Annotated in this window: 17 protein-coding genes and 1 pseudogene; 9 read left to right on the top strand and 9 right to left on the bottom strand. The window is 59.7% G+C overall.

What is annotated here, in order from left to right:
- Positions 1-141 precede the first annotated feature (141 nt).
- From ACSION_RS18590 to ACSION_RS18555, 8 genes are all read left to right on the top strand, one after another.
- Entirely contained in the window at positions 142-510 is a 369-nt protein-coding gene (locus ACSION_RS18590; protein WP_435307248.1) for a helix-turn-helix transcriptional regulator, read from the top strand.
- 9 nt (positions 511-519) lie between these two features.
- Positions 520-930: a hypothetical protein gene (locus tag ACSION_RS18585; protein ID WP_435307247.1), complete on the top strand. Its 411-nt coding sequence runs from the start codon at positions 520-522 to the stop codon at positions 928-930.
- 5 nt (positions 931-935) lie between these two features.
- On the top strand, positions 936-2,423 hold the full coding sequence (locus ACSION_RS18580; RefSeq protein WP_435307246.1) for a YfjI family protein: 1,488 nt from the start codon (positions 936-938) through the stop codon (positions 2,421-2,423).
- Positions 2,424-2,545: 122 nt separating this feature from the next.
- Positions 2,546-2,770 (top strand): helix-turn-helix domain-containing protein, encoded by a 225-nt coding sequence (locus ACSION_RS18575; RefSeq protein ID WP_435307245.1) that lies wholly within the window; start codon positions 2,546-2,548, stop codon positions 2,768-2,770.
- A 94-nt stretch (positions 2,771-2,864) separates the two neighbouring features.
- A complete protein-coding gene (locus tag ACSION_RS18570; protein WP_435307244.1) occupies positions 2,865-5,948 on the top strand; it encodes a type I restriction endonuclease subunit R in 3,084 nt (1,027 codons plus the stop codon).
- A 13-nt stretch (positions 5,949-5,961) separates the two neighbouring features.
- On the top strand, positions 5,962-7,599 hold the full coding sequence (locus tag ACSION_RS18565; protein ID WP_435307243.1) for an HsdM family class I SAM-dependent methyltransferase: 1,638 nt from the start codon (positions 5,962-5,964) through the stop codon (positions 7,597-7,599).
- Positions 7,592-8,908, top strand: coding sequence for a restriction endonuclease subunit S (locus ACSION_RS18560; protein WP_435307242.1), 1,317 nt, complete (start codon positions 7,592-7,594; stop codon positions 8,906-8,908). The genes ACSION_RS18565 and ACSION_RS18560 overlap by 8 nt, the downstream gene beginning before the upstream one ends.
- Before the next feature lie 341 nt (positions 8,909-9,249).
- Positions 9,250-9,960 (top strand): MobA/MobL family protein, encoded by a 711-nt coding sequence (locus tag ACSION_RS18555; RefSeq protein ID WP_435307241.1) that lies wholly within the window; start codon positions 9,250-9,252, stop codon positions 9,958-9,960.
- Positions 9,961-10,268: 308 nt separating this feature from the next.
- Here ACSION_RS18555 and radC read toward each other — a convergent pair whose 3' ends face one another.
- The 6 genes from radC to ACSION_RS18525 all read right to left on the bottom strand — a co-directional run bounded on the left by radC (position 10,269) and on the right by ACSION_RS18525 (position 14,713).
- On the bottom strand, positions 10,269-10,760 hold the full coding sequence (gene radC / locus ACSION_RS18550) for a RadC family protein (protein WP_435307240.1): 492 nt from the start codon (positions 10,758-10,760) through the stop codon (positions 10,269-10,271).
- Positions 10,761-10,833: 73 nt separating this feature from the next.
- A complete protein-coding gene (locus tag ACSION_RS18545; RefSeq protein WP_435307239.1) occupies positions 10,834-11,031 on the bottom strand; it encodes a hypothetical protein in 198 nt (65 codons plus the stop codon).
- A gap of 21 nt (positions 11,032-11,052) precedes the next feature.
- Positions 11,053-11,949 carry a recombination directionality factor gene (locus ACSION_RS18540; protein WP_435307238.1) on the bottom strand — a complete coding sequence of 299 codons (897 nt, stop codon included), beginning with the start codon at positions 11,947-11,949 and terminating at the stop codon, positions 11,053-11,055.
- A gap of 25 nt (positions 11,950-11,974) precedes the next feature.
- Positions 11,975-12,937 (bottom strand): YqaJ viral recombinase family protein, encoded by a 963-nt coding sequence (locus tag ACSION_RS18535; protein ID WP_435307237.1) that lies wholly within the window; start codon positions 12,935-12,937, stop codon positions 11,975-11,977.
- A 74-nt stretch (positions 12,938-13,011) separates the two neighbouring features.
- The gene (locus ACSION_RS18530) at positions 13,012-13,581 is read right to left on the bottom strand and encodes a hypothetical protein (protein ID WP_435307236.1); all 570 of its coding nucleotides are present in this window, start codon (positions 13,579-13,581) and stop codon (positions 13,012-13,014) included.
- Between the two features lie 22 nt (positions 13,582-13,603).
- Positions 13,604-14,713, bottom strand: a complete 1,110-nt coding sequence (locus ACSION_RS18525; RefSeq protein WP_435307235.1) for a toxin-antitoxin system YwqK family antitoxin — start codon at positions 14,711-14,713, stop codon at positions 13,604-13,606.
- 386 nt (positions 14,714-15,099) lie between these two features.
- Between ACSION_RS18525 and ACSION_RS18520 the strand changes: the two genes are divergently transcribed.
- On the top strand, positions 15,100-15,447 hold the full coding sequence (locus ACSION_RS18520; protein WP_435307234.1) for a helix-turn-helix domain-containing protein: 348 nt from the start codon (positions 15,100-15,102) through the stop codon (positions 15,445-15,447).
- Between the two features lie 50 nt (positions 15,448-15,497).
- Here ACSION_RS18520 and ACSION_RS18515 read toward each other — a convergent pair whose 3' ends face one another.
- The 3 genes and pseudogenes from ACSION_RS18515 to ACSION_RS18505 all read right to left on the bottom strand — a co-directional run.
- The gene (locus ACSION_RS18515; RefSeq protein ID WP_435307233.1) at positions 15,498-16,454 is read right to left on the bottom strand and encodes a DUF932 domain-containing protein; all 957 of its coding nucleotides are present in this window, start codon (positions 16,452-16,454) and stop codon (positions 15,498-15,500) included.
- A 344-nt stretch (positions 16,455-16,798) separates the two neighbouring features.
- Positions 16,799-18,067 (bottom strand): McrC family protein, encoded by a 1,269-nt coding sequence (locus tag ACSION_RS18510; protein WP_435307232.1) that lies wholly within the window; start codon positions 18,065-18,067, stop codon positions 16,799-16,801.
- Positions 18,068-18,513: 446 nt separating this feature from the next.
- A pseudogene (locus ACSION_RS18505) lies at positions 18,514-19,593 on the bottom strand (AAA family ATPase); the annotation flags it as partial.
- Positions 19,594-20,546 lie beyond the last annotated feature (953 nt).

The raw sequence follows: 20,546 nt of genomic DNA, 5'->3' as shown, positions 1-20,546 counted from the left end.
ACTCCTTCGCACTGCAACGCACTAGGGCGTTGCAGCTGCGAACTAATCAAGGAGTCTGAAATGTTGAGTCGTCATACCAAGCAAGATCCCCGTGACCACGCCCCTCGCGGGAACAAGTCCCCCCGCCGCTCGAGTGTCTGCGTGCCCCTCCCGCCACGCGATAGCAGCCCCTACGAGCTTGGGCCCGCATTTGAGTTCCTCCGCTCGCTGATCGAAGTCCGTGTTCTCGAGCGCCTTGAAGAAATCTTCGAGCACGTTCGCCGGCTGGACAGGCCGCGGATCGAACCTGATGCGAGCCGCCGCGCCATCCGTCTGCCGGAAGTCTTGAGCATCCTGGGCATCTGCAAAAGCACCCTGTACAGCCGGCTGAATCCCGCGTCCCCCTTTTACGACCCGAAGATGCCGAAGCCCTTCAAGCTCGGCAACAGCGAACGCGCGCCTTCGGCGTGGTGGCATGGCGACGTGATTGCTTTCCTCGAATCCTGCGGCCAGACGCGCACGCCCAATTAAGGAAAGAACATGACTCCCGAAAACTTCCACTCGGCGCCCGAAGGGCACCGGGATTCCCAGTCTCGCGCCGACACCAAGGTCCTGCAGGCGCTCCACGAGAAGTTGGATCGCCTGATGGCGAAGGCCAAGCCTACCAAGCGAGAGATGACGCTGCAGCAGTTCCGTGACCTCTACCCGAGGCTCGAGTCCTATCTCGCGAGCGGCAAGCTGCTTAAGGACGTTTTAGTGGCCTTCAACGAGCTGACGCAGGCCAAGGTCTGTGCCCGCAAGTTCAACGACATGCTCGATCACGAACGCGCCCGCCGTGACGCGGCTGGCAATCCCATTTGCTGTACCGCCTGTGGCCAGCCTCTGAAGGCGCCGCAGAAGGTTCAAGCAGCCGTGACCACTCCCGCCGACGCGACCACCCATTCCGAGTAACCGCCATGCACATCTTCAGCCAGAATCCCTATCCCACCCATGCCTTTCCGCCGCGCATCTATCGCGCTGCGAAAGAGCTGGCCGAGCATTCCCAGGTCACGGACATCATCGCCAGCACCTCTTGTTTGACCGTCCTGTCGATAGTGTTGAGCCCGCTGTTCGACTGGCGGCATCCGCTGTCAGGGAAGGTCCGTCCTTGCCTTCTCTACCAAGCCATTGCAGCTAATTCCGGTGACCGTAAGTCCTCGGCCGAGTCGACCCTTTCCGCCCCGCTGGTCGAACACGATATGGAAGCCATCGTTGCGAACGAAGAGCAAAAGAAGGCGCACAAAAGAGCAAGGGCGCGTTGGACCGTCGCCTACAATCGGGCTCTCAAACGATACGGCGACTCGTTGGACGCGGGAGATACCGAAGTGGCCGAGGCACACCTCTCGGCTGTCGAGGCTCAGGAACCGCGCGAGGCCATAGCGCATCGCCTCATTTACTCTGACGTCACCAAGCGTTCCATGTTCGAAGCACTGGAGGGCAATGGAAAGGCCATGGCCCTGCTGACGGATGAGGGCCAAACCTTGCTTTCCAGTACCGTGATACAGCACTACGGCTTTCTCAACAATCTGTGGGATGGCAAGCCGTTGATGCCGTTTGACCGCGCAGAGCGTGAAATCTTCATCGCACGAGATCCACGCCTGACCATCAGTTTCATGGTCCAGCCGGACGTTCTGGCGAATTTCTTCGCCAAGCGCGGCAAGTCCGTGCAGGCCTCGGGCTTCTGCGCCCGCTTCCTGTTCTCAAGATCCCCTTCGATCCAAGGGGGGCGGCAGCCGAGACTGAGTCCGCCTCTTGAGCACATCTTGCCCTTCCATGCGCGCCTTCGCGAATTGCTCGCGGCCTACAAGCAGATGCTGGAGTCGGGGCGGGTACGTCGAGACGTTCTTGAATTCGACGAGCAGGCAAAGACGCTGTGGCTTCAGATCGCGAGCAATGTCGAGGTCGATTTTCGGCCTGGCCAGTTCCTCCACGACATCAGTGACTTTGGCAACAAGTACATGGACATCGTCGGCCGCATCGCATGTCTCCTGCACTGCTTCGACATTGCCTCCTCCAGCCTTCCGGATGATCCGCAAACGCGCATCAAGGCGATCGGCCAGATCTCCGCAGACACGCTCGCTCGCGCGGAGCAGATCGCCGCATGGCACCTGCATGAGTACAAGCAGATCTTCTCCACGCCGATGCAGCGCCCTCCCGAGGAGGTGGATGCGGACAAGGTCTACTCCTATCTGTACAGGAGCGTCTACTTCCTGGGTGAGGGGAAAGTGCCGAAAAACCAGGTGCGCCAGTATTGCGGCGTACGCAACACCAGCCGACTCCATAGCGCCCTCCGTATCTTGGCCGCACGCCAGGCCATCTCGGTCGTGTATGAAGAGGGGGCAAAAAAGCGCACGGAAGTTATTCTCCTCAACCAGCAATACTTCAACTCTTGCCCGATCTGTTGACCCTTCAAGTCGACATCCAGCCCGCCGGCCCGCCAGGACCGGCGGTTTTTTTTGTCCCTCGAGAATTGCCGACTCGGCTTTGAAAATTTTGTACTATTCTCCCACTGGGGCGGAGGGGGCCGATGACACAAACGACATCGACTGGAGAGGCCGAAATCCTGACCATCAAGCAAGTCGCCCTTTACCTGCAGGTCACCGAGCGCACCATTTACCGGCTCGCGGCCTCTGAGGGCATTCCTGCGTTCAAGGTCGGAGGCTCGTGGCGCTTCCGACGCGGCGATCTGGATCACTGGATAGCAGGTCGCATCGGCAAGACGAGCAGCGCTGAGAACGAGGGGGCGGAATGAGCGCCAACGCCACCCTCCTCCCTGCCAAGGCCAAGTCGGAGTCGGCCTCAGCCATTCCCGCCACCGATGGCTTTGCCATGTGGGATGGCTCCAAGTGACGCCGTTCAACGAAGATTCCCGAGTCAAGATCCCGGCGCTTCTGCACCTCACCCGGCTTGGCTACACCTACATCTCGTTGAAGCACTCGCACTGGGACGCACGCAACAACATCTTCCCCGATCTTTTCGAGGAGGCCGTCCTGCGCATCAACCCCGAGCTGCGTCGCGAGGACGTGCCAGCCCTACTTGACGAACTTCACCTGAAGCTCGCGGGCGACGACATTGGTCGCAGCTTCCATCAGCGCCTCACCGCCCGCGCGGGCGTGCGCTTGGTCGACTTCGACAACCTCGACAACAACAGCTGGCATGTTGTTACCGAACTGCCGTTCGAGAACGGCGAGGACAACTTCCGCCCGGATATCACCCTGCTGGTCAACGGCCTGCCGCTCGCGTTTGTCGAGGTAAAAAAGCGCATGAACCCCGGCAGCGTGCTGGAAGAACGCAGCCGGATGGATCGTCGCCATGCCAACCCGAAATTTCGGCACTTCTTCAACCTAGTGCAGCTGATGGCGTTCTCCAACAACATGGAGTACGACGACGGTCAGTTCGAACCGGTCCAGGGCGCGTTCTATGCCGCCTCCACCTATGGCGAGGCGCATTTCAACTACTTCCGCGAAGAGCGCGCCGGCGAACTCGCCGGTGATATCAGTACACCGGATGAGGACGTCGAGAATTTCGTCCTGGCTGACACCAACCTCGTCGCCATCAAGAACACACCGGAGTTCGAGCGCAACAAGTCGGCGGACACTCCGACAAACCGCCTGCTTACCTCGCTGTTCAGCCGGCAGCGTCTTGCTTTCGCTCTGCGCTATGCCTTCGCTTGGCTGACAACCGAGCACGGCGTTGAAAAGCACGTAATGCGCTACCCGCAGCTGTTCGCGACTCGAGCCATCGCGGATCGACTGGACGCGGGCGCGCGCAAGGGCATCGTCTGGCACACCCAGGGCAGCGGCAAGACCGCGCTGGCCTACTACAACGTGCGCTTCCTCACCGACTGGTTCCAGCAGCGCGGCGAAGTCGCGCGCTTCTATTTCATCGTCGACCGCCTCGACCTGCTCAGGCAGGCGCGCGACGAATTCCGCATGCGCGGCCTCAGCGTCAACGTCATCGAAAGCCGGGAAGCCTTCGCCCGCGACATCAAGAAGGCTGTGGCGTTGGACAACGACCGCGGCGAGCCGGAAATCACCGTAGTCAACATCCAGAAGTTCAAGGACGACCCGGAGCTCACTGCCGCTGGGGACTACGCCCTGAACGTCCAGCGCGTGTATTTCCTCGATGAGGTGCATCGCAGCTACAACCCGAAGGGAAGCTTCCTCGCCAACCTCGAACAGTCCGACCGCAACGCCATCAAGATCGGCCTCACCGGCACGCCGCTGATCGGCGAGCAACTGCAGTCCAAGGCCTTGTTCGGCGACTATTTCCACAAGTACTACTACAACGCCTCCATCGCCGACGGCTACACCTTGCGCCTGATCCGCGAGGAAATCGCCACCCGCTACAAGATGCAGTTGCAGCAGGCGCTGGCGGACATCGAAGTGCAGCAGGGCGGCATCGAAAAGAAGACCCTGTACGCGCACCCGCGTTTTGCCGGCGCGATGCTGGACTACATTCTCGACGACTTTACGCAATCGCGCGTCACCTTTGGCGATGCCAGCATCGGCGGCATGGTGATCTGTGATAGCGCCGAGCAGGCGCGTGAGCTATACCGCCAATTCCTACAACGGATCGCGCCACCTGCACCAGAGGCAGTCGCCGAACCGGCCAACGACGACGAATATCGACATCGGCGCGTCGCCGAACCGCGCCTTGGCTACGCCAAACCACTCAGCGCCGCGCTGATCCTGCACGACGAAGGCGACAAGCAATCCCGCGAGGACGAGGTCAAGGCATTCAAGCGGGGCCAGATCGACCTGCTGTTCGTCTACAACATGCTACTCACCGGCTTCGACGCCCCGCGGCTCAAGAAGCTCTACTTCGGCCGCGTCATCAAGGACCACAACCTGCTGCAGGCGCTAACCCGGGTCAACCGCCGCTACCGCAAGTTCCGCTACGGTTACGTGGTCGACTTCGCCGACATCCAGCGCGAGTTCGACCAGGCCAACCGCGACTACTACGATGAACTCACCGCCGAACTCGGCGACGAGATGCAGCACTACAGCAGCCTGTTCAAGACCGAGGCCGAGATCCGCGCCGACATCGAGGCCATCCGCGAAGCGCTGTTCGCCTATTCGCTGGACGATGCCGAACTGTTCTCGCAGCAGGTCGGCGTCATCGAGAATCGCGACACGTTGCTAGGCATCGTCAAAGCGCTTGGACTTGCGCGCGAACTGTACAACCTGATCCGCCTTGGTGGCCACGCGGAACTGGCCGAATTGCTCGATTTCCGCAAACTGCGCGTGCTTCACATCGAAGCGCAGAATGCGCTGGCCGCGCTCAACCTCAAGCAGCAACTGGACGACGCTCACGACACCTCCGCCTTGCTCAACCAGGCCTTGGAGGAAGTGATCTTCCGGTTCGAGAAGATCGGCGAAGCCGAACTGAAGCTGGCCGACGAGCTGAAGGACATCCTGCGCCGTACCCGCGAGGCGCTCGCTTCCACGCAGGACCCGCAGGACCCAGCATGGATCGCGCTCAAGCAAGAGCTGGAGCGCCTGTTCAAGACCAAGAAGCTGAGCGAAGTGGGCCAGCAGGAGATGCAGACCAACATCACCGCGCTGCGCGGCATCGAGCAGCGCACGCGCGACCTGAACAATGCCAACGTCAACCTGGCCGCCCGCTACGGCGGCGACGCCAAGCTGATGCGCGTGCACAAGCGGCTGTTCGAGTCGCGCCGACTTGGCGAAAGCCAGACCCGGTTGCATGCAGCACTGAGCGGCATCAAACACGACGTGGACGACGCCCTGCTCGGAAACCGCGAACTGTTGGGAAATCAGGCCTTCTTCGAGCGCAGCGTCATGCCGCTGGTGATGCGCCACTTCCGCGACAGCCCGCCCGAGCCGGATGCCGACACCCGCCGCCTGATCCAGCAGTTGCTGGTCGGCGAATACCTCAACGAATCCCAGGGCCGTCTGCCCTTCTGAGCGTTATTAGTCCATGAAGCACACCAGTTACCAGCAACAGACCCGCGATCTGATCGACGGCCTCAAGGCCGTGTGCGCCAGCAACGGCCTGGGCAACGACGGCAACGAATACAAGATCATCGTCCAGACCTTCCTGTACAAATTGCTGTGCGACAAGTTCGCGCACGAGATGAAGCAGCTGGACCCGAAGCTGACCGACGCCGCCGACTGGATCACCGCCTGGCAGAAGCTGTCCAAGGGCAAGCAGCAGGATCTGGAAGACGGACTGCCGGCGGAAACGCCGCGCCTGACCGCTGACCAGCTAATCCCCAGCCTGTTCAACCGCCAGGGCGAGCCCGGTTTCGCCAAGCTGTTCGACGACACCCTGATCGCCATCGCCGCCGCCAACAGCGACATCTTTGCCGTGAAGACCGACGACGGCGAGAACGTGCCACTGTTCGACCGCCTCAGCGAGTACGTCACCGGCAGCGCCGACAAGCGCGACCAGTTCTGCCGCGCGATGTTCAACAAGCTGGTCGGGGTCAGCTTCGAGCGCCTGTTCGAGCAGAAGTACGATTTCTACGCCGCCCTGTTCGAATACCTGATCAAGGACTACAACAAGGACAACGGCGGCAAGTACGCCGAGTACTACACCCCGCACGCGGTGGCCACGATCATGGCCGATATCCTGGTGCCGCAGGACCTGCGCGGCAAGGTGAAGAACGTCATCTGCTATGACCCGGCTAGCGGCTCCGGCACGCTGCTGATGGCGTTGGCCCATGCCGTCGGCGAGAGCCGCTGCAGCATCTGGTCGCAGGACATCTCGCAGAAGTCGTCCAGCCTGCTGCGCCTGAACCTGGTACTGAACAAGCTGGTGCACTCCATCCCCAACGTCACTCAGGGCAACACCATCCTGCATCCGGTGCACAAGGACGGGAAGGCGTTGAAGACGTTCGACTACATCGTCTCCAATCCACCGTTCAAGATGGATTTCAGCGATTTCCGCGACGACCTGTACAGCGACGCCAACGCCACTCGCTTCTTCGCCGGCATCCCCAACGTGCCGAAGAAGAAGAAGGACGGCATGGCAATCTACCTGCTGTTCATCCAGCACATCATCGCCAGCCTCAAGCCCGGCGGTAAGGCGGCGATCGTGGTACCCACCGGCTTCATCACCGCCGCCAGCGGCATCGAGTTGCGCATCCGCCAGAAGCTGGTGAACGAGAAGATGATCGCCGGCGTGGTGTCCATGCCCAGCAACATCTTTGCCACCACCGGCACGAGTGTCTCCATCCTATTCCTGGACAAGGGCGCGCACGACAGCGCGGTGCTGATCGACGCTTCCGCGCTAGGCGAGAAGGTGAAGGAGGGCAAGAACCAGAAGACCCTGCTGAGTGGCGCCGAGGAACAGCGCATCGTGGAGACCTTCAACGCGCGCGAGGCGGTGGAGGATTTCTCGGTGGTGGTGGACTACGACGCGATTGCGGCGAAGAACTACTCACTCAGTGCTGGACAGTACTTCGAGGTGAAGATCGAGTACACCGACCTGACGCCAGCGGAGTTTTCGGCGAAGGTAGCGGTTTACCAGTCGAATCTGGCCGGGATGTTCGAGCAGTCACGAGAGTTGGAACTATCCATCCTGGACAAGCTGCGGGGGCTGGTCCATGCCTGAGCTTCGCGAGCACGCATTTTCCGATCTCTACGAGATGAGTTCAGGAATCTCCAGCACCCCGGCACAAGCTGGCCACGGCGCTCCATTCCTATCCTTCTCTACGGTTTTCAACAACTATTTCTTGCCCGATGTGTTGCCGGACCTGATGAATACGTCAGAGTCCGAGCAGGAAGCCTATTCCGTCAGGGAAGGGGACATCTTCCTCACGAGGACAAGCGAAACGGTTGATGAGCTTGGCATGAGCAGCGTTTCGCTCAAGGACTATCCAAGCGCGACATACAGCGGCTTCCTCAAGCGGCTTCGCCCGACGGCGGCTGGGCAGACCGATCCGAGGTTCATGGCGTTCTATCTGCGCAGTCCGTTGTTCCGGAAGACCATGACCAACAATGCCGTGATGGTGTTGCGCGCCAGTTTGAACGAGCAGATCTTTTCTTACCTGAAGTTGCTACTTCCGGATTTCGATACGCAGACATCTATTGGTGAGTTCCTGCATCTGCTGAGCACCAAGATCGATCTCAACAACCGCATCAACACCGAGCTGGATGCACTGGCGAAGACAATCTACGATTACTGGTTCGTGCAGTTCGACTTCCCTGATGCCAAGGGCCGCCCCTACAAGGCCAGCGGCGGCAAGATGGCCTGGAACGAGACGCTGAAGCGGGAAATTCCGACGGGGTGGGAAGTCCGACCGCTGTCATCATGGATTGCGAAGCAAAAAAGCGGTGAATGGGGCACAGACAGAGCTACCGGCGACAGCGATGCACAAGTGACGTGCATCCGCGGCGCAGACATCAGCGCATTGAATGGCCGCGGTGAACTAAACGCTCCTACACGTTACGTACCGCCATCCAAGAAGGAAAAGCATCTCGCACCCTATGACATGGTTGTCGAGATCTCCGGTGGAAGCCCAACACAATCCACGGGCCGCGCCGCACTTGTCGGTCCCGAAGTAATCGAGCGATTCGATGCTCCTTTAGTGTGCTCGAACTTCTGCAAGGCATTGACCTTGAAAGATCCCGTGCAAGCCCATCAATTCTTCCAACAATGGAATGCGCTCTACATCGCAGGTATCTTCTTCGGATGGGAAGGGAAAACTAGCGGCATCAAGAATCTGCAATTCGATTCGTTTGTGAGCAGCCATCACGCACCTGTGCCCCCAGATGCACTAGCGAACCGTTTCCACGAGCTATGCCGTTCTTTGGATCAGCGAAAGCAGAATGGGTTGTGCGAGAACCGCGAACTCACCCAACTCCGTGATTGGCTCCTTCCCCTGCTGATGAACGGCCAAGTCAAACCATCGGACTTGTAGCACCCCTATCCCGCCCTCGCCCATTCTTGGCGGCGGCCAACACCCAACTCGGGGTTGCTTGATTAGGGGTGACTGCTGAGGCAGGAGCTGGATAAGAGCTGCGAGATGGTCACTACCAGCGAGTGGCCTGAAGTTAGTCCTAGTAAAAAAATACTGGTTTAACGGTAGGTTATGGGAAACAGGATTAGTTGAACTGAATGCACGGCAGATGCTTTTTGCCAGTGAAGGCAATAGGGGCAAAGCCGACGTGCACTAACCGTTTCCCATAGACATCGCTAAACCACACAGAGCCAGCGAGGCCAACCTCGCTGGCTTTTTTATTGCCAAGAGAGAATCAACCCATGGAATCCCTGCACTTTGGCATCCGCAGCGGCAAGCGCGGTGCTGCGACTGACCACCTGAACTACATCACCCGCGAAGGCTCCTACGCGGTCCGCAACGATCTGGTGGCAACGGGCCACGGCAACATGCCGCCCTTTGCCCAGGCGCAGCCCATGCTGCTCTGGCAGGCCTCCGACCGAAACGAGCGCAAGAACGGATCAACCTTCCGATCCTTCACGGTGTCCCTGCCAAAAGTCCTGACCACCGAGCAACTGACAGACCTCGCATGGCAGGAAGCACGACGCCTTGCCGGCCCAAAGCCTTTCCAGTTCGCGCTGCACATGCCGCGGTCCTCTCTGCGGGGCGAACTCCACCCACACGTCCATATCGTGATTTGCGATCGTCTGCCGGACGGTATCGAACGTTCTCCGGAGCAGATGTTCAAGCGTTACAACCGGACGCATCCCGAGAAGGGCGGCTGCCGCAAGGACAGTGGTGGAAAGACACGTCAGGCGCTACACAGTCATGTGACTTCGCAACGAAAGGCCGCAGCCGACGAGATCAATGCCGCCCTAGCCAAGCACGGACATGATCTGCGGGTCGACCACCGGACGCTCCGGGAACGCGGCATCAACCGAACACCGGAACGGTACCTGGGGCCGGCGAGGATCCGAAAAATGACGATGGAAGAACGGGCATCCTACGTCGAGAAGCAACGCGCTGAACATTGAACCGAGTGACGGCTCCTAGCGCTAAGAAGGACATACCTGGATCCCCGGCCCCGAAGGGGTCGAGCCTCCCTTCTGACCCGCGTTTGACCTACCGTGCCCGTCTGCATTTGTTGCTATTCGTGCCATTAATGGCACGAATAGCGTGGTCTACATGCATGGGACCAAAAAATACGGACAATCGCCTGTCCGAGTGAGCACCGAAGCGCTCACCCAGACAGGGCCTCTCAATCCCTTCAGTCACACTGTCATCCTGCCATCGTCATTCAACGATAGCCCGGGCATTACGCCAATATTGGCAGGACCATGATCTAGATCCAGCCTCTCGCGGCCATGCTGAGGCTCTGGTGCCCACCCACAATGACATGGTCCAGCAGATGGATATCGACCAGCGCCAAGGCCTGCTTCAGCCGGGCGGTCACTGCCCGGTCCGCCGCGGATGCTTCGATCTCGCCTGAAGGGTGGTTGTGGGCGACGATCACGGACGCCGCGTTCAGACGCAGCGCTTGCTTGACCACTTCCCGCGGATGAACTTCTGCTCCATCCACGGTGCCGAAGAAGAGTTCGACGCACTCGATCAGCCGATGCCGTGTGTCCAGCATGGTCGCGACGAACACCTCGCGTTCCCGACTGCCCAACTTGTCCCGGAAAAAGGCGCAGGCCGTGTTTGGATCGCTGAACGATACGCCGCGTTGCATACGTGCATCCACGATCAGTTGCGCGGCCTCTAGCACCTGCTCTGGCTTGGCCTGTTCATAGCGCCGGGTCCGGCTGCGCACGTACAACGCCGGTGTTGATTGCATGATCATTGCTCCTCTTGCGTGCACACCGGAGAGACGCTTGCGCGTCCCTCCGACACTGTCCCGCGCCGCACGATCACGCGGTAGCGTGTGCGGCATTAGCGTCGCCCACGCATGTCTGCCCGCTGGTATCCGCTGCGCCTGCATCGACGGCACCCGCTTGTCGGGAATCACCCGGCTTGATTGCCGCTTCCCGCTTCGGTCGGCTCAGGTAGGTCACCAACCCGTACAACGCGAAACCGCACACGACGACCCCACCAATCAGCTTGAACATTGTTTGTCTCCTCGTTGTTGATCATCCACTGCCGATTCGGGCCACCTTGTCTTGCAGCCGATCACTGAGCCGGGCTGGTCGCTCCTTCGTTGCCTCCATCTCCAATCCCGTGCCTGCCTCGGGGTAAAACTCCTCGACCACCGCGGGCACGTCTTCTTCCAGTTCCTCGAAAGCGCCGTTGGCGAATCCCTGCCGCGCCGCCACGTCCAGCGCAGCTTGGTCGAAACCGCTCTCTTTCCGTCGCATATCCCTCTCCCGCGCCTCCTCGATCGCCTGCTCCACCGTCAGGCCAGCCCGTACCACCAGATCGACGTAGTAGATTGCGGACCGATGACTCATCGTCGTGGACTTGCCGCGCAGCTTTAGCTCCAGCGGCATGCAGGCCAGTCGCCCGCCAGAGACGGCGCTGAAGTACTGCAACCTCGCCGCCAGAGTGCGGATAGTGTTGAACGAGGTCGTGCGCAGCACGAAGCTGCCCAGTGCGTCGTCCTCGCCATCGCCTATCAATACGTTGAAGCGGGCGTAGGCCTTGCATTCGCCGTCCGCAAATTTGCAGGCGTCCGGACCGGCGCAGGGCAGCGCCTCAATGCCGTCGTTGCCGGATCGCCGGCAGGTGTCACCGTTGCCCACGCACACCGGCCTACCTGTGCTGCGGTCGAACAGCGAGTACTCAGCCCGCAGGTTCAGCGCCGGGTCGTTGAACAAAACATGTACTGGAATCGTTCGCAGCTTCCCACCGGCATCCTTCTTGAGCACATCGTCCAGCGGATGGAGCAGCCAGCCGTCGCGGTTCTGCACCTGGCTGGTCAGCGTGAACTGATCGTCCTTTTCCGGCAGCCGCTTGCCGTTGCGCTCAACCACGCGGCCAATGGAAATCCGCCCAATCACGGGCGGCGTAATCGCTAAGCCTTTCAACATGTCGAACTCCTATTGATGGACTGGATCAATCCACGATCACGAACCGTCGTGTGCCGGGCTTGGGAACGGTGTAGGCCGCGACGAGGTCGGGGTGATTGGCCGCCAGTCGCTGGGTATCTAGGCGGGTGCCATCCTTCGATCGCCGGTAGGTCACCTCCCCACCCGCAAAGACAGCCTGCGATGCATCGCCCATGGCCTGCTGCAGTGCCTGCTTGAGGGCTTCAGCCCGCCTTTCTTTCTCGTCCAACTCATTTCTGAGCGCCACCAGTTCGGCGAAGGTGCCCGAGAGCGATCTGTCCTCGCTGAAATCCAGCATGGCGCTATTGCCCGGATAGAGCTCACGCAAGGCCTTGGCGGCAGATTCGCTGCCATCGGCAGGCGGTGGGATATCGGTTTCGACGTAATCCCAGAACCGGGCTTCCAGCACGATCAGACGCGCGATCACATCCTCGTCCCGATCGATGCGGTGGATCTCCAACTCTTGCCCACATAGCAGCACGGCCACGTCTGCCGCTTGTTTACCCGTCACCGCCAGCTGGTGCTGCACTTGGAGCTGGACGTATTCGGGAACGCCGTCACGCCACAGCCGCGAGCCGAACTCTCCGGCCGTCTTGCACTCCAGGATCTGCACGTCGGGGCTGCCTATCACCTCCCGATCGATGTTGGCTAGCATGAACGGGAAGGTCGGGTGTTGGAGGACGGAATTGACCTTTCGTACCTTGCGATCCGTCTTCTGCATGTAGGCCACTGCGACGTACGGTTCAAGCAACGTCCCCCAGTACATCGGCGAGTCCATGCTGTTCACCGCTTCATGGGCGGATGCACGCCCGGTTTTCTCCATCCACAGCTCCAGCTGGCTCTTGTAGGGGCTCAGTCCCACTGCGGCTGCCGCGTCAGAACTGCCAATGCCGCTCTTTCGCACTTCCAGCCACTGATCGCGATCGAGCTCCCTTGTATCCGCCAAGCGCAACGCCGCACGCCTTCCCATCTTCTTTCTCCAAAATGAAAAGGCCGCCCTGACGGGCGGCCTTTGTGCAAGAGTTGATTCAGTTGTCTCTCAAGTCAGTTGGCCCAGAACGCATGGATGCCTCCATCGTCTGCGGCGATGAACCACACATCGCCCTTGGATGCTGCCGCGTGGCCGTAAGCATCGAAATCGAAATTAGGCCCAGTCGTCTTACCAATCAGGGCCAGGTAATGACGCGCCCAAGCGCCAGCATCGACGTAGCTTCCCTGGCAGGTATCGGCGAACAGGTCTGCAGCCTGGAGCTTGCTGCCGAAACGCTGGCTGGCCCACAATTTTTCGAAAGGCTCGCCGTAGTCATCCGCGGCATCTAAATAAGCCAGCAGTTCGTCCAAGTCCGGGTGGGGCCCGAAATCGGGCAAGCCGTCGTAGGCCAGCACGCCCCATTCTTTGGCGTCGGCTGTTCCAGGCGCCAAGCGACCATTCGAGGATGCCGCTCGCAGCAGCATGGTGATCGTCCGACGGACATCCGCGGCGTCATCGACCTCGATCCATTGGTCTTGCCGACGACCCGGCGCGCCATCCGTGTGGACGGCCACAAGGATTCTGGGCATCGGCGTTCTCCAGACAATAAAAAAGGGCCGCACTGGGCGGCCCTTGATGCGCATTACTTTTTTGCTGTTTGACGGACTACTCGGCCGACGAGGCGCCTGAATCTAGGGCACCACCAGCTTCCTCCTTGGCCCCAGCTTCTTGGCTACCGACCTCACTTTGCACGCCATACTTCGCAATCATCTCTTGCATCTCAGCGATCCGCTCTGGCGTCCAGACACGGCAGCCTTCGATGACATATTCAGAAGGGGTGGCATTCCCCGAGTTGGCTACAGCCTTTGCAAGGCACTCACGGGAACTGCGAACTTCAACGACGACCTGCTCGATATCCGAACCTGGATAGACTCCGGCCGCAACTAGCTCTTTCGCCTCGGACAGATAAGCAGCCTCCAAACGATCACGCTCCTGGACATCAACGCCCGCTTCGTAGATGGTTTTCTTCAGCAGCTTGCCTGACTGGTCATATTCCTCGTACGGACCATTGAGCCTTCCGGCTATGTAGTTGGCTCTCTTGATGACGGTTTTCCCATCGGGGGCATACCTGACCTCCTCGCCGACCATCACGCCATTCTCGGTCGTTCCTTTCAGGATCACATTGCCCGTCTCAGCGTCGTATGCCTCAATCGCACCTGCCGCCTTACCATCCACCCAAGTGGCACGTCCTGCAGGCTTGCCGCTCTGTGGGTAGTAGATCGTGGACTCTCCCGAGAGCTTTCCATTGGAATCGAGTGCAGCCTCAGCGAGTAACTTGCCACCTTGCTTAGGACTGAAAAGCCGGATGTCGCCAGTGGGGACATTGTTAGCGTAATGGAACTCAAAGACCCTTGTGCTGGCGCTTCCGGCCACACTGCAGACTGCCGTACCATCCAGGTAACCATCCTCCACGTCGACATCGCACAACGCCGGAGAGTTTCCGCCCATGATCTGGCCTAATGCAGCTCCCAGCATCAGGCTGGAGTGAGAGCGGTCATGTGTCGCATCTCCGACAAACTTCAATAGCTCACCGATATCCGGCGTCCGGATGCGCGAAATGGGTACGTTAGTCACCGTACCGCTAAACGGCTTATCGGAAGATCCGTCGTAGATTCGGCTGTTTGATATCTCGGCATTCCGAAAGTCAAGCGCTTGGCCGCTGCAGCCAGTGAGAATTATTGCAGTCAACGCCAAAGCGGCGGATCCAACTTTCATGCGAACTCCTTTGTGTGATTGGCTTGTTGCTACATGGCCTAAGCGGCGCTGACCGCGTCTCGCTCTTGTAAGTCAGTTCGATCTCTCCGTCCCTTGACGTTCGGGCCCAGAAATTTCGCGATGCCCCTTGTCGGATACATAACCCCGTTCCGGCTCGTCGATCTGACGGAAGTCCCCGGCTCCTTTTCAGAAGGCCGACTTGACGGAACCGCACCTCTATCTGAAAGATAGAGTCTGCCACGCAGCTAGGGGTTTCGTCATGATTCGGGCCATCCCCACCTCGCCCCTCTTTGGTGCCCGAATCCTCCGCCCGCGCCCTGTTCGCCGCTCGCCTGGTTCAGGCGCGGCAACTCCGTGGCCTCAGTCAGCGAGCGCTGGGGGATCGCATGGGCCTGGGTAAGGACAAGGGGTCTTCACGCATCAACCGCTACGAGCACCAGGTCACGGCCATCGGCTTCGACAACCTGGACAAGCTAGCGGAGGTGCTGGACGTACCAATTGCATACCTGCTGGCAGACAACGCCGCAATGGCCGACGCCATTCTTGAGTTGTCCAAAGCCAGCCAACGCCAGCAGGCGAACTTGGCCTTGGCAGTCAAAGGGCTGACGGTGACACCGGCACTGACCAAAGCCCTGATCAAGGTGCTACAACTTCCGAAGCAAGAGCAGGAACGCGTCACCCAAGCCCTGCTGGGATTGTTGCCAGAGCCCAAGGGCAAAGGCGAAGACGCCTGAAGCATCCGTTGTCCGGATGCTTCAAGGCCGCAACCGCCGTCACCTGCCGACTAGGCCACCAGCTTCATCACCTCATCCCACGCCCGCTGCTTGATCTGGGCGCCCTGCCCGAACCAGGCAGCATCCCGACGATGATCGTCGCTGCGCGCACGGCGGTGGTGGTCGACGTACTCGGTCACGCTGTTGAGCAGGCCCCAAGCCGTGCCACGGCTGGAAGCCATCAGTGCGCCCCGGCCGCCACCCTCGTACAACGAGCGGACATTGGCCAGCGCTTGTTCGTTGACCACCGTGGTCTTGTTGTCCTGCCCTTGGTAGGTCAACACACGGCGAAGCAGCCCTTCCACCGAATCCGGATCGACCGGGCGCTCCACAAGCGCCTTCATGCGCGCCACGAAGCCATCCCACGAGGACACGGTGATGCCCAACTGGCGCTTCACGACATCCGGGTCGAACTGGCTGCGGTGCGGCACCTTGATGGCGCCACTGGCGTTGCCCAGCGCGATCGATAGGGTGTTATTGCAGACCACCCGCACTGAAGTGAACTGCGCCGTGGTTGCCAACGTACCGTCGCAGGCGGTCGCCAGCAGCAGGTAGCCGTCCACCTTGTCCCGCCCCTTCAGCGTCGCGCTCTGGCCGGTACGGGCCAGCGCCCAGAACTTGCGCCCTTCACGCAGCACGCCTGCCGTCTCCAGCTCGAAGCCATTGCAAGCGGTCAGATCGCGGTAGAACTCCAGGATCTCGCCCGGCTGCACCACCTGGAATCGCTTGGACACCACGGACAAGGGCGCCTTGGTATCCGAGCGATACAGCACCTTCTGCTCGGGGAAGGCATTGATCACGCCCACGTTGTTGCTGCCGGTGATGTAACGAACCTCGGACTCCTCGATCGCCCAGTCCATACCGGCCTGCTTCTTCCAGACCTCAATGGGCTGCTGTGAGGCCAGCTTGTTACCCAGGCCGTGCCATGGGCGCTCCCCCGTGTAAGCCATTGTTTCAACCAAGTGCATTTTCGTTACCTCTTTTATGGGCGGCACAAACGCACAAGGCCCGGACGATGCCGGGCCTTGTGCGGGTGCCAGTTGTGGGCTGGATCAGGGAACTCTCGGGCCGCCGCAGGTCGTGCATTTGACAATGCCGACCAATATCGCGGCTGAAACCACCAAGACACAGTAGATCGCGTCGATCTTGCCTCTGCTCACATCAGTACACCTCTGGCAGGCGCTTCAACGCGGAGCGCCTGGACGCGAAGCCAGAATCCACCGGCTTCAAGGAGGTGTTATAGGTTTGAAATTCCTTTCAATCTCGCTCGCGCGTCTGACTGTGGGCAATGAGACGGCAATAAGGCTGTCCACTAGCTAGCGTTAGGCATCCCACCGACCAACTGCCCCGAGGTCAAGTCAAACGGCACAACATCCAGCCGCAGCTGATCATTGAAGAAGAACGGCGACAACGACTCACGGAAAATTGCAGTCTGTGGATAGAGCAGTACAAGCCGCCCGCTGCCGCCGAGGTACTTCTGACCATATGCATAAAGCTGGTAGAAGTCTGCCTGCGACAGCCCGTACTTGTCCTCCGAATTGCCCTTGCTGGCATCAATACGCTTCCACTTGGCATCCAGCACCGTTGTAGTGCTGCCTTCGCGAAACAGAAAGTCCGGTCTAAGCAGGAACCATGGCTGTTCGTCATGGGTCGCCAGATATTCACTGGCTGCCTGCGCCTTAAGCGTTTGCCCAGGACGCAGTTCGCGACGGAGGCAAGCCTCGACATAGGACTCGAATACCCGTTCCATCGGGAACAGCAAGCTATTGCCCGTCCAGTCACCTAGGACGGTCAGCGGGTTCTTCTCATTGAGAATGAGCGAGCACCATGGGCGCACTGGCTGGTAGTGCGCTGTCAAGCGATCGCTTCGCCACTGGGCAAAGTCTTTCGCGAAATCCTGGCTTGGCGGGATCTCATGCAGCTGATGGGCCAGTTCGTAAGCGAGCCGCTTGTTGCCTGCCTCCCTAGCTCGCTTACACACCTTGTCCAGTGCCGAGCGGAGAAGGCGATTCTCCGGACGATCGGCGTCGAAGACTTCATGCTCCACCTGGAAATAGTGAGCACGCCCCGGTGGCTGCCGCAGTTGCCGCCCAACGAGCAAGCGGCCACGAAGAAACCGACGCTCCTCCTCAATGGCGTGATACTCGAAACGCAGGCCACGCTTGATCAGCGTGTCCAAGACAGTCAGGAACTGCTGAATCACCCATTCGGTCAGGGGACCGTCAAAAACCTGCAGGCCCGTCGGCGCGCTGATGCGCGGCTCCAGATGGAGGCAGCGCTGAAGCATCCTTTGCAGCAGGCATCTTGCCTGGGGGGCGTCATCACTTTCGTCAAAGGTCTTGGGCAGTATCTCGATGCGGGTCCCGTCGGGCGCCTCGAGCACGCCAACGTAATTGTCCAAGCGCAACCAGCGTCGCCCCTCCAGCTGGACCAGTCCGGCGCCGGCTTTGCGCAAGCGCTCGCTTTCCTTGCACAGCCAATCGAAAGCTGTTTCGGACACCGTCGCCTGATCCAGCCCATTGGTGCCGGTCATCGGCTCGGTTGTGACCCGGGCGTATTCGCGGACGGTAACAGCCTGCATCCGAATAATCAGCCTGCGTTGAGGATGCCGGCGTAGCTTTCAGGCTTGTCGAAAGCGTTGTCATTGATGCGCCACAAGTCATTACCTTGCGGAAGGTCCACGCCCGGACCAAAGACATGGCCGAGGCTGGCGACTTCCTTGATCAGGAACTTGTGGTCGTCGTCTGGTTTGGCCTGGTCGTTCAATACCCAAGCGATGCGTTGCCAGTCCTCAAAGAAGTACTCCTGCAGAAGAGGCAGCACCTGCCGGCGGAACACGTCAGCCAACCCGGCGAGATCCTGAATCTCCAGGAAGTACGCGTGCCCCAGAAGATAGTCCCGTCCCAGCAGAACCTCGATGCGACGATTCATGGTAGTGAGCAGCACCTGCAGATCGATGCCGTCAATGTTCCTGCTTGCCAATGCCTTCGGCTGTGGCGGCATCTCCTCGAACTTGAAGCGGCGTCTCAGGGCGATATCTAAGCCAGCCAGGGACCGATCGGCGGTATTCATGGTGCCAACCAGATAGACGTTGTTTGGGACGCTAAACTTCTTCTTGGAGTACGGAAGCACGACTTCAAGTGCCTCGCTTGTACCCTTCCGCTTGGAAGGCTCTATCAGTGTGATCAACTCACCGAAGACGCGCGAAATATTGCCGCGGTTGATCTCGTCGATGATGAGCACGTGCGGCAGCCCCTTGGGCTGCTGGACTGGCGCGGCACCGTCCAGCTTGACGGCAGAAGCCTCCAAGTAATCGGCAAGCTCCGGCCAGCCGAAACGCCCAAGCTCATACACGGTCTTCAATGTGAACTTGCGCCCGCCGTTGATCGGGCGAATGTCCAGCGAGAGGTCCTTGGCCAGCCAGTGGACCGGCAATACGTTGACGTAGTCGGGGCGCACGCCAACTGGCGGCGCCGCCTGATATTCATACCCGCCCTGGACGACGCCGACGGCTTGGAACTGGTCCTCCGATCCAATGCACAGCAGGACATCGCCTGGCTCGATCTCCTGCGAGAAATCCCGCAAGGAGCTACGGTCATTGGTACCAAGACTGGCGTATGCAGCTCCCTCGACCAGGTGCTCACTCTTCAGGTCGCCCACCGCGCTCCAACCGATCCGTGCCTCGCCATTGGCGAAACAGTAGTTGCGCGTCTGACTCGGGACTACCGTTCCATCAATGGAAATCTTCCAGATGCGCGCATCCTCTCGAACACCGATGTCGGAGGCGACCTGAGCAGAACCGCGGGCGTCATCGCAAATGCTCCGAAAAACGCCAGGCTCCACTCGGTACTGCAAGGTACCGCCTTCGCTGTCGGCGCGCAGTCCTTCGACGAAATCTTCGTAGCTGAAGCTTTGATGGAAGGTAACGAAGCGGATGCGGTGCTCGGCCACCAGCTCGTCATACCGCGCCTTCAAAGCGGCACGATTGCCCGCATGCTCTCGGGCAAAATCAGGGACAAGTATCGCCAGCGCTTTGTCGATCGTGGCGAAGGTCTTGCCAGTGCCGGGCGGGCCATACAGGATCTGATTGAGCGGCTGATTCGTCATAACAGGCAATGGCTTCAACGAAGGGAGGGACTGCTCCGCAGACTTGGACTCGTACCAGTCGCAGAGCTGGACCAGTTCATCCATCGATGCGAGTTGAACGTAATACGCTTGATGACCGACGCCCAATTTCTGCGCAGCAATGTCAAGATTGCTGTTACGCGATCTTCCTGGCGGATAGTCCTCGACGCGCGCACCCGGAATCTGTGGTGGCCTGGAATCGATAAACAGCTTCACTTCGGTCTTCAAGTTCGCCGATAGCGCAAGTTGACGACCTTCCTGTGTTTGGAATGCAGCGATGTACTTGGTGCTACTGCATACATCCGGATACCGATCTTCGAGGTAGCCTCTGGCCATCTTCGTATCGAACGTCTTCTTTTGATTCTTTGCCCACGCGTCGAGGGACAGCTCTGCGAACGGTTTACTTGAATGTTTGCGCACATCGACCAAAGCACTCTGATACGCAATTAGCGACTTTGTTGGAATGGAAACATCGACCTCCTCAAGCCAGGGCCGGGTCTGGGCATCAATCGGAAAAAAGCGATCAGGATCCACATAGAACAACGCCTCGGTCAACTTCGCGAACCCGGTTCCTGGGACTTGTAGTGCGCGCGAAAACGTATCCGGGTCGAGTTCTCCCTTGCTTTGCTTGAAGAGCTTCCAGAGTGTGGGAATCATCCAGTCCTGGCGACTGGCTTTGAACGGAAACATCCAGACCTTCATGGCATTGGCGCTCGGGACGCCATCAAAGTCGGACGGAGGCGGCACGCTCAGTTCGGCCACTTGAACAAGCTTGGCGAACAGCTGCTTCCGCTTCTCGATCCCGTACTTCGTAAACATGCAGAAGAAGGTGAACGGGTCGATCTCCTGCAACAGGATCGTATTCCCTGTCTCGTCTTTGTCGTCGAGGCCTGCATCAATGCCGACTTCCTTGAGGATTCCGACCAACTCTGGCT

Origin of the sequence: Pseudoxanthomonas sp. LjRoot125 (assembly GCF_964252705.1) — a bacterium.
Taxonomy (GTDB): Bacteria; Pseudomonadota; Gammaproteobacteria; order Xanthomonadales; family Xanthomonadaceae; genus Pseudoxanthomonas_A.
The sequence above is the reverse complement of the archived record's forward strand: the minus strand, read 5'-3'. Positions and strand labels throughout refer to the sequence as shown.

Excerpts from the sequence above, each read along its gene's own strand:
- ACSION_RS18555 (WP_435307241.1), top strand. The coding sequence starts at position 9,250 with ATGGAATCCCTGCACTTTGGCATCCGCAGCGGCAAGCGCGGTGCTGCG.
- ACSION_RS18540 (WP_435307238.1), bottom strand. The coding sequence starts at position 11,949 with ATGTTGAAAGGCTTAGCGATTACGCCGCCCGTGATTGGGCGGATTTCC.
- radC (WP_435307240.1), bottom strand. The coding sequence starts at position 10,760 with ATGCAATCAACACCGGCGTTGTACGTGCGCAGCCGGACCCGGCGCTAT.
- ACSION_RS18520 (WP_435307234.1), top strand. The coding sequence starts at position 15,100 with ATGGGCCTGGGTAAGGACAAGGGGTCTTCACGCATCAACCGCTACGAG.
- ACSION_RS18535 (WP_435307237.1), bottom strand. The coding sequence starts at position 12,937 with ATGGGAAGGCGTGCGGCGTTGCGCTTGGCGGATACAAGGGAGCTCGAT.
- ACSION_RS18510 (WP_435307232.1), bottom strand. The coding sequence starts at position 18,067 with ATGCAGGCTGTTACCGTCCGCGAATACGCCCGGGTCACAACCGAGCCG.
- ACSION_RS18525 (WP_435307235.1), bottom strand. The coding sequence starts at position 14,713 with ATGAAAGTTGGATCCGCCGCTTTGGCGTTGACTGCAATAATTCTCACT.
- ACSION_RS18560 (WP_435307242.1), top strand. The coding sequence starts at position 7,592 with ATGCCTGAGCTTCGCGAGCACGCATTTTCCGATCTCTACGAGATGAGT.
- ACSION_RS18515 (WP_435307233.1), bottom strand. The coding sequence starts at position 16,454 with ATGCACTTGGTTGAAACAATGGCTTACACGGGGGAGCGCCCATGGCAC.
- ACSION_RS18565 (WP_435307243.1), top strand. The coding sequence starts at position 5,962 with ATGAAGCACACCAGTTACCAGCAACAGACCCGCGATCTGATCGACGGC.
- ACSION_RS18575 (WP_435307245.1), top strand. The coding sequence starts at position 2,546 with ATGACACAAACGACATCGACTGGAGAGGCCGAAATCCTGACCATCAAG.
- ACSION_RS18530 (WP_435307236.1), bottom strand. The coding sequence starts at position 13,581 with ATGCGCATCAAGGGCCGCCCAGTGCGGCCCTTTTTTATTGTCTGGAGA.
- ACSION_RS18585 (WP_435307247.1), top strand. The coding sequence starts at position 520 with ATGACTCCCGAAAACTTCCACTCGGCGCCCGAAGGGCACCGGGATTCC.
- ACSION_RS18580 (WP_435307246.1), top strand. The coding sequence starts at position 936 with ATGCACATCTTCAGCCAGAATCCCTATCCCACCCATGCCTTTCCGCCG.
- ACSION_RS18545 (WP_435307239.1), bottom strand. The coding sequence starts at position 11,031 with ATGTTCAAGCTGATTGGTGGGGTCGTCGTGTGCGGTTTCGCGTTGTAC.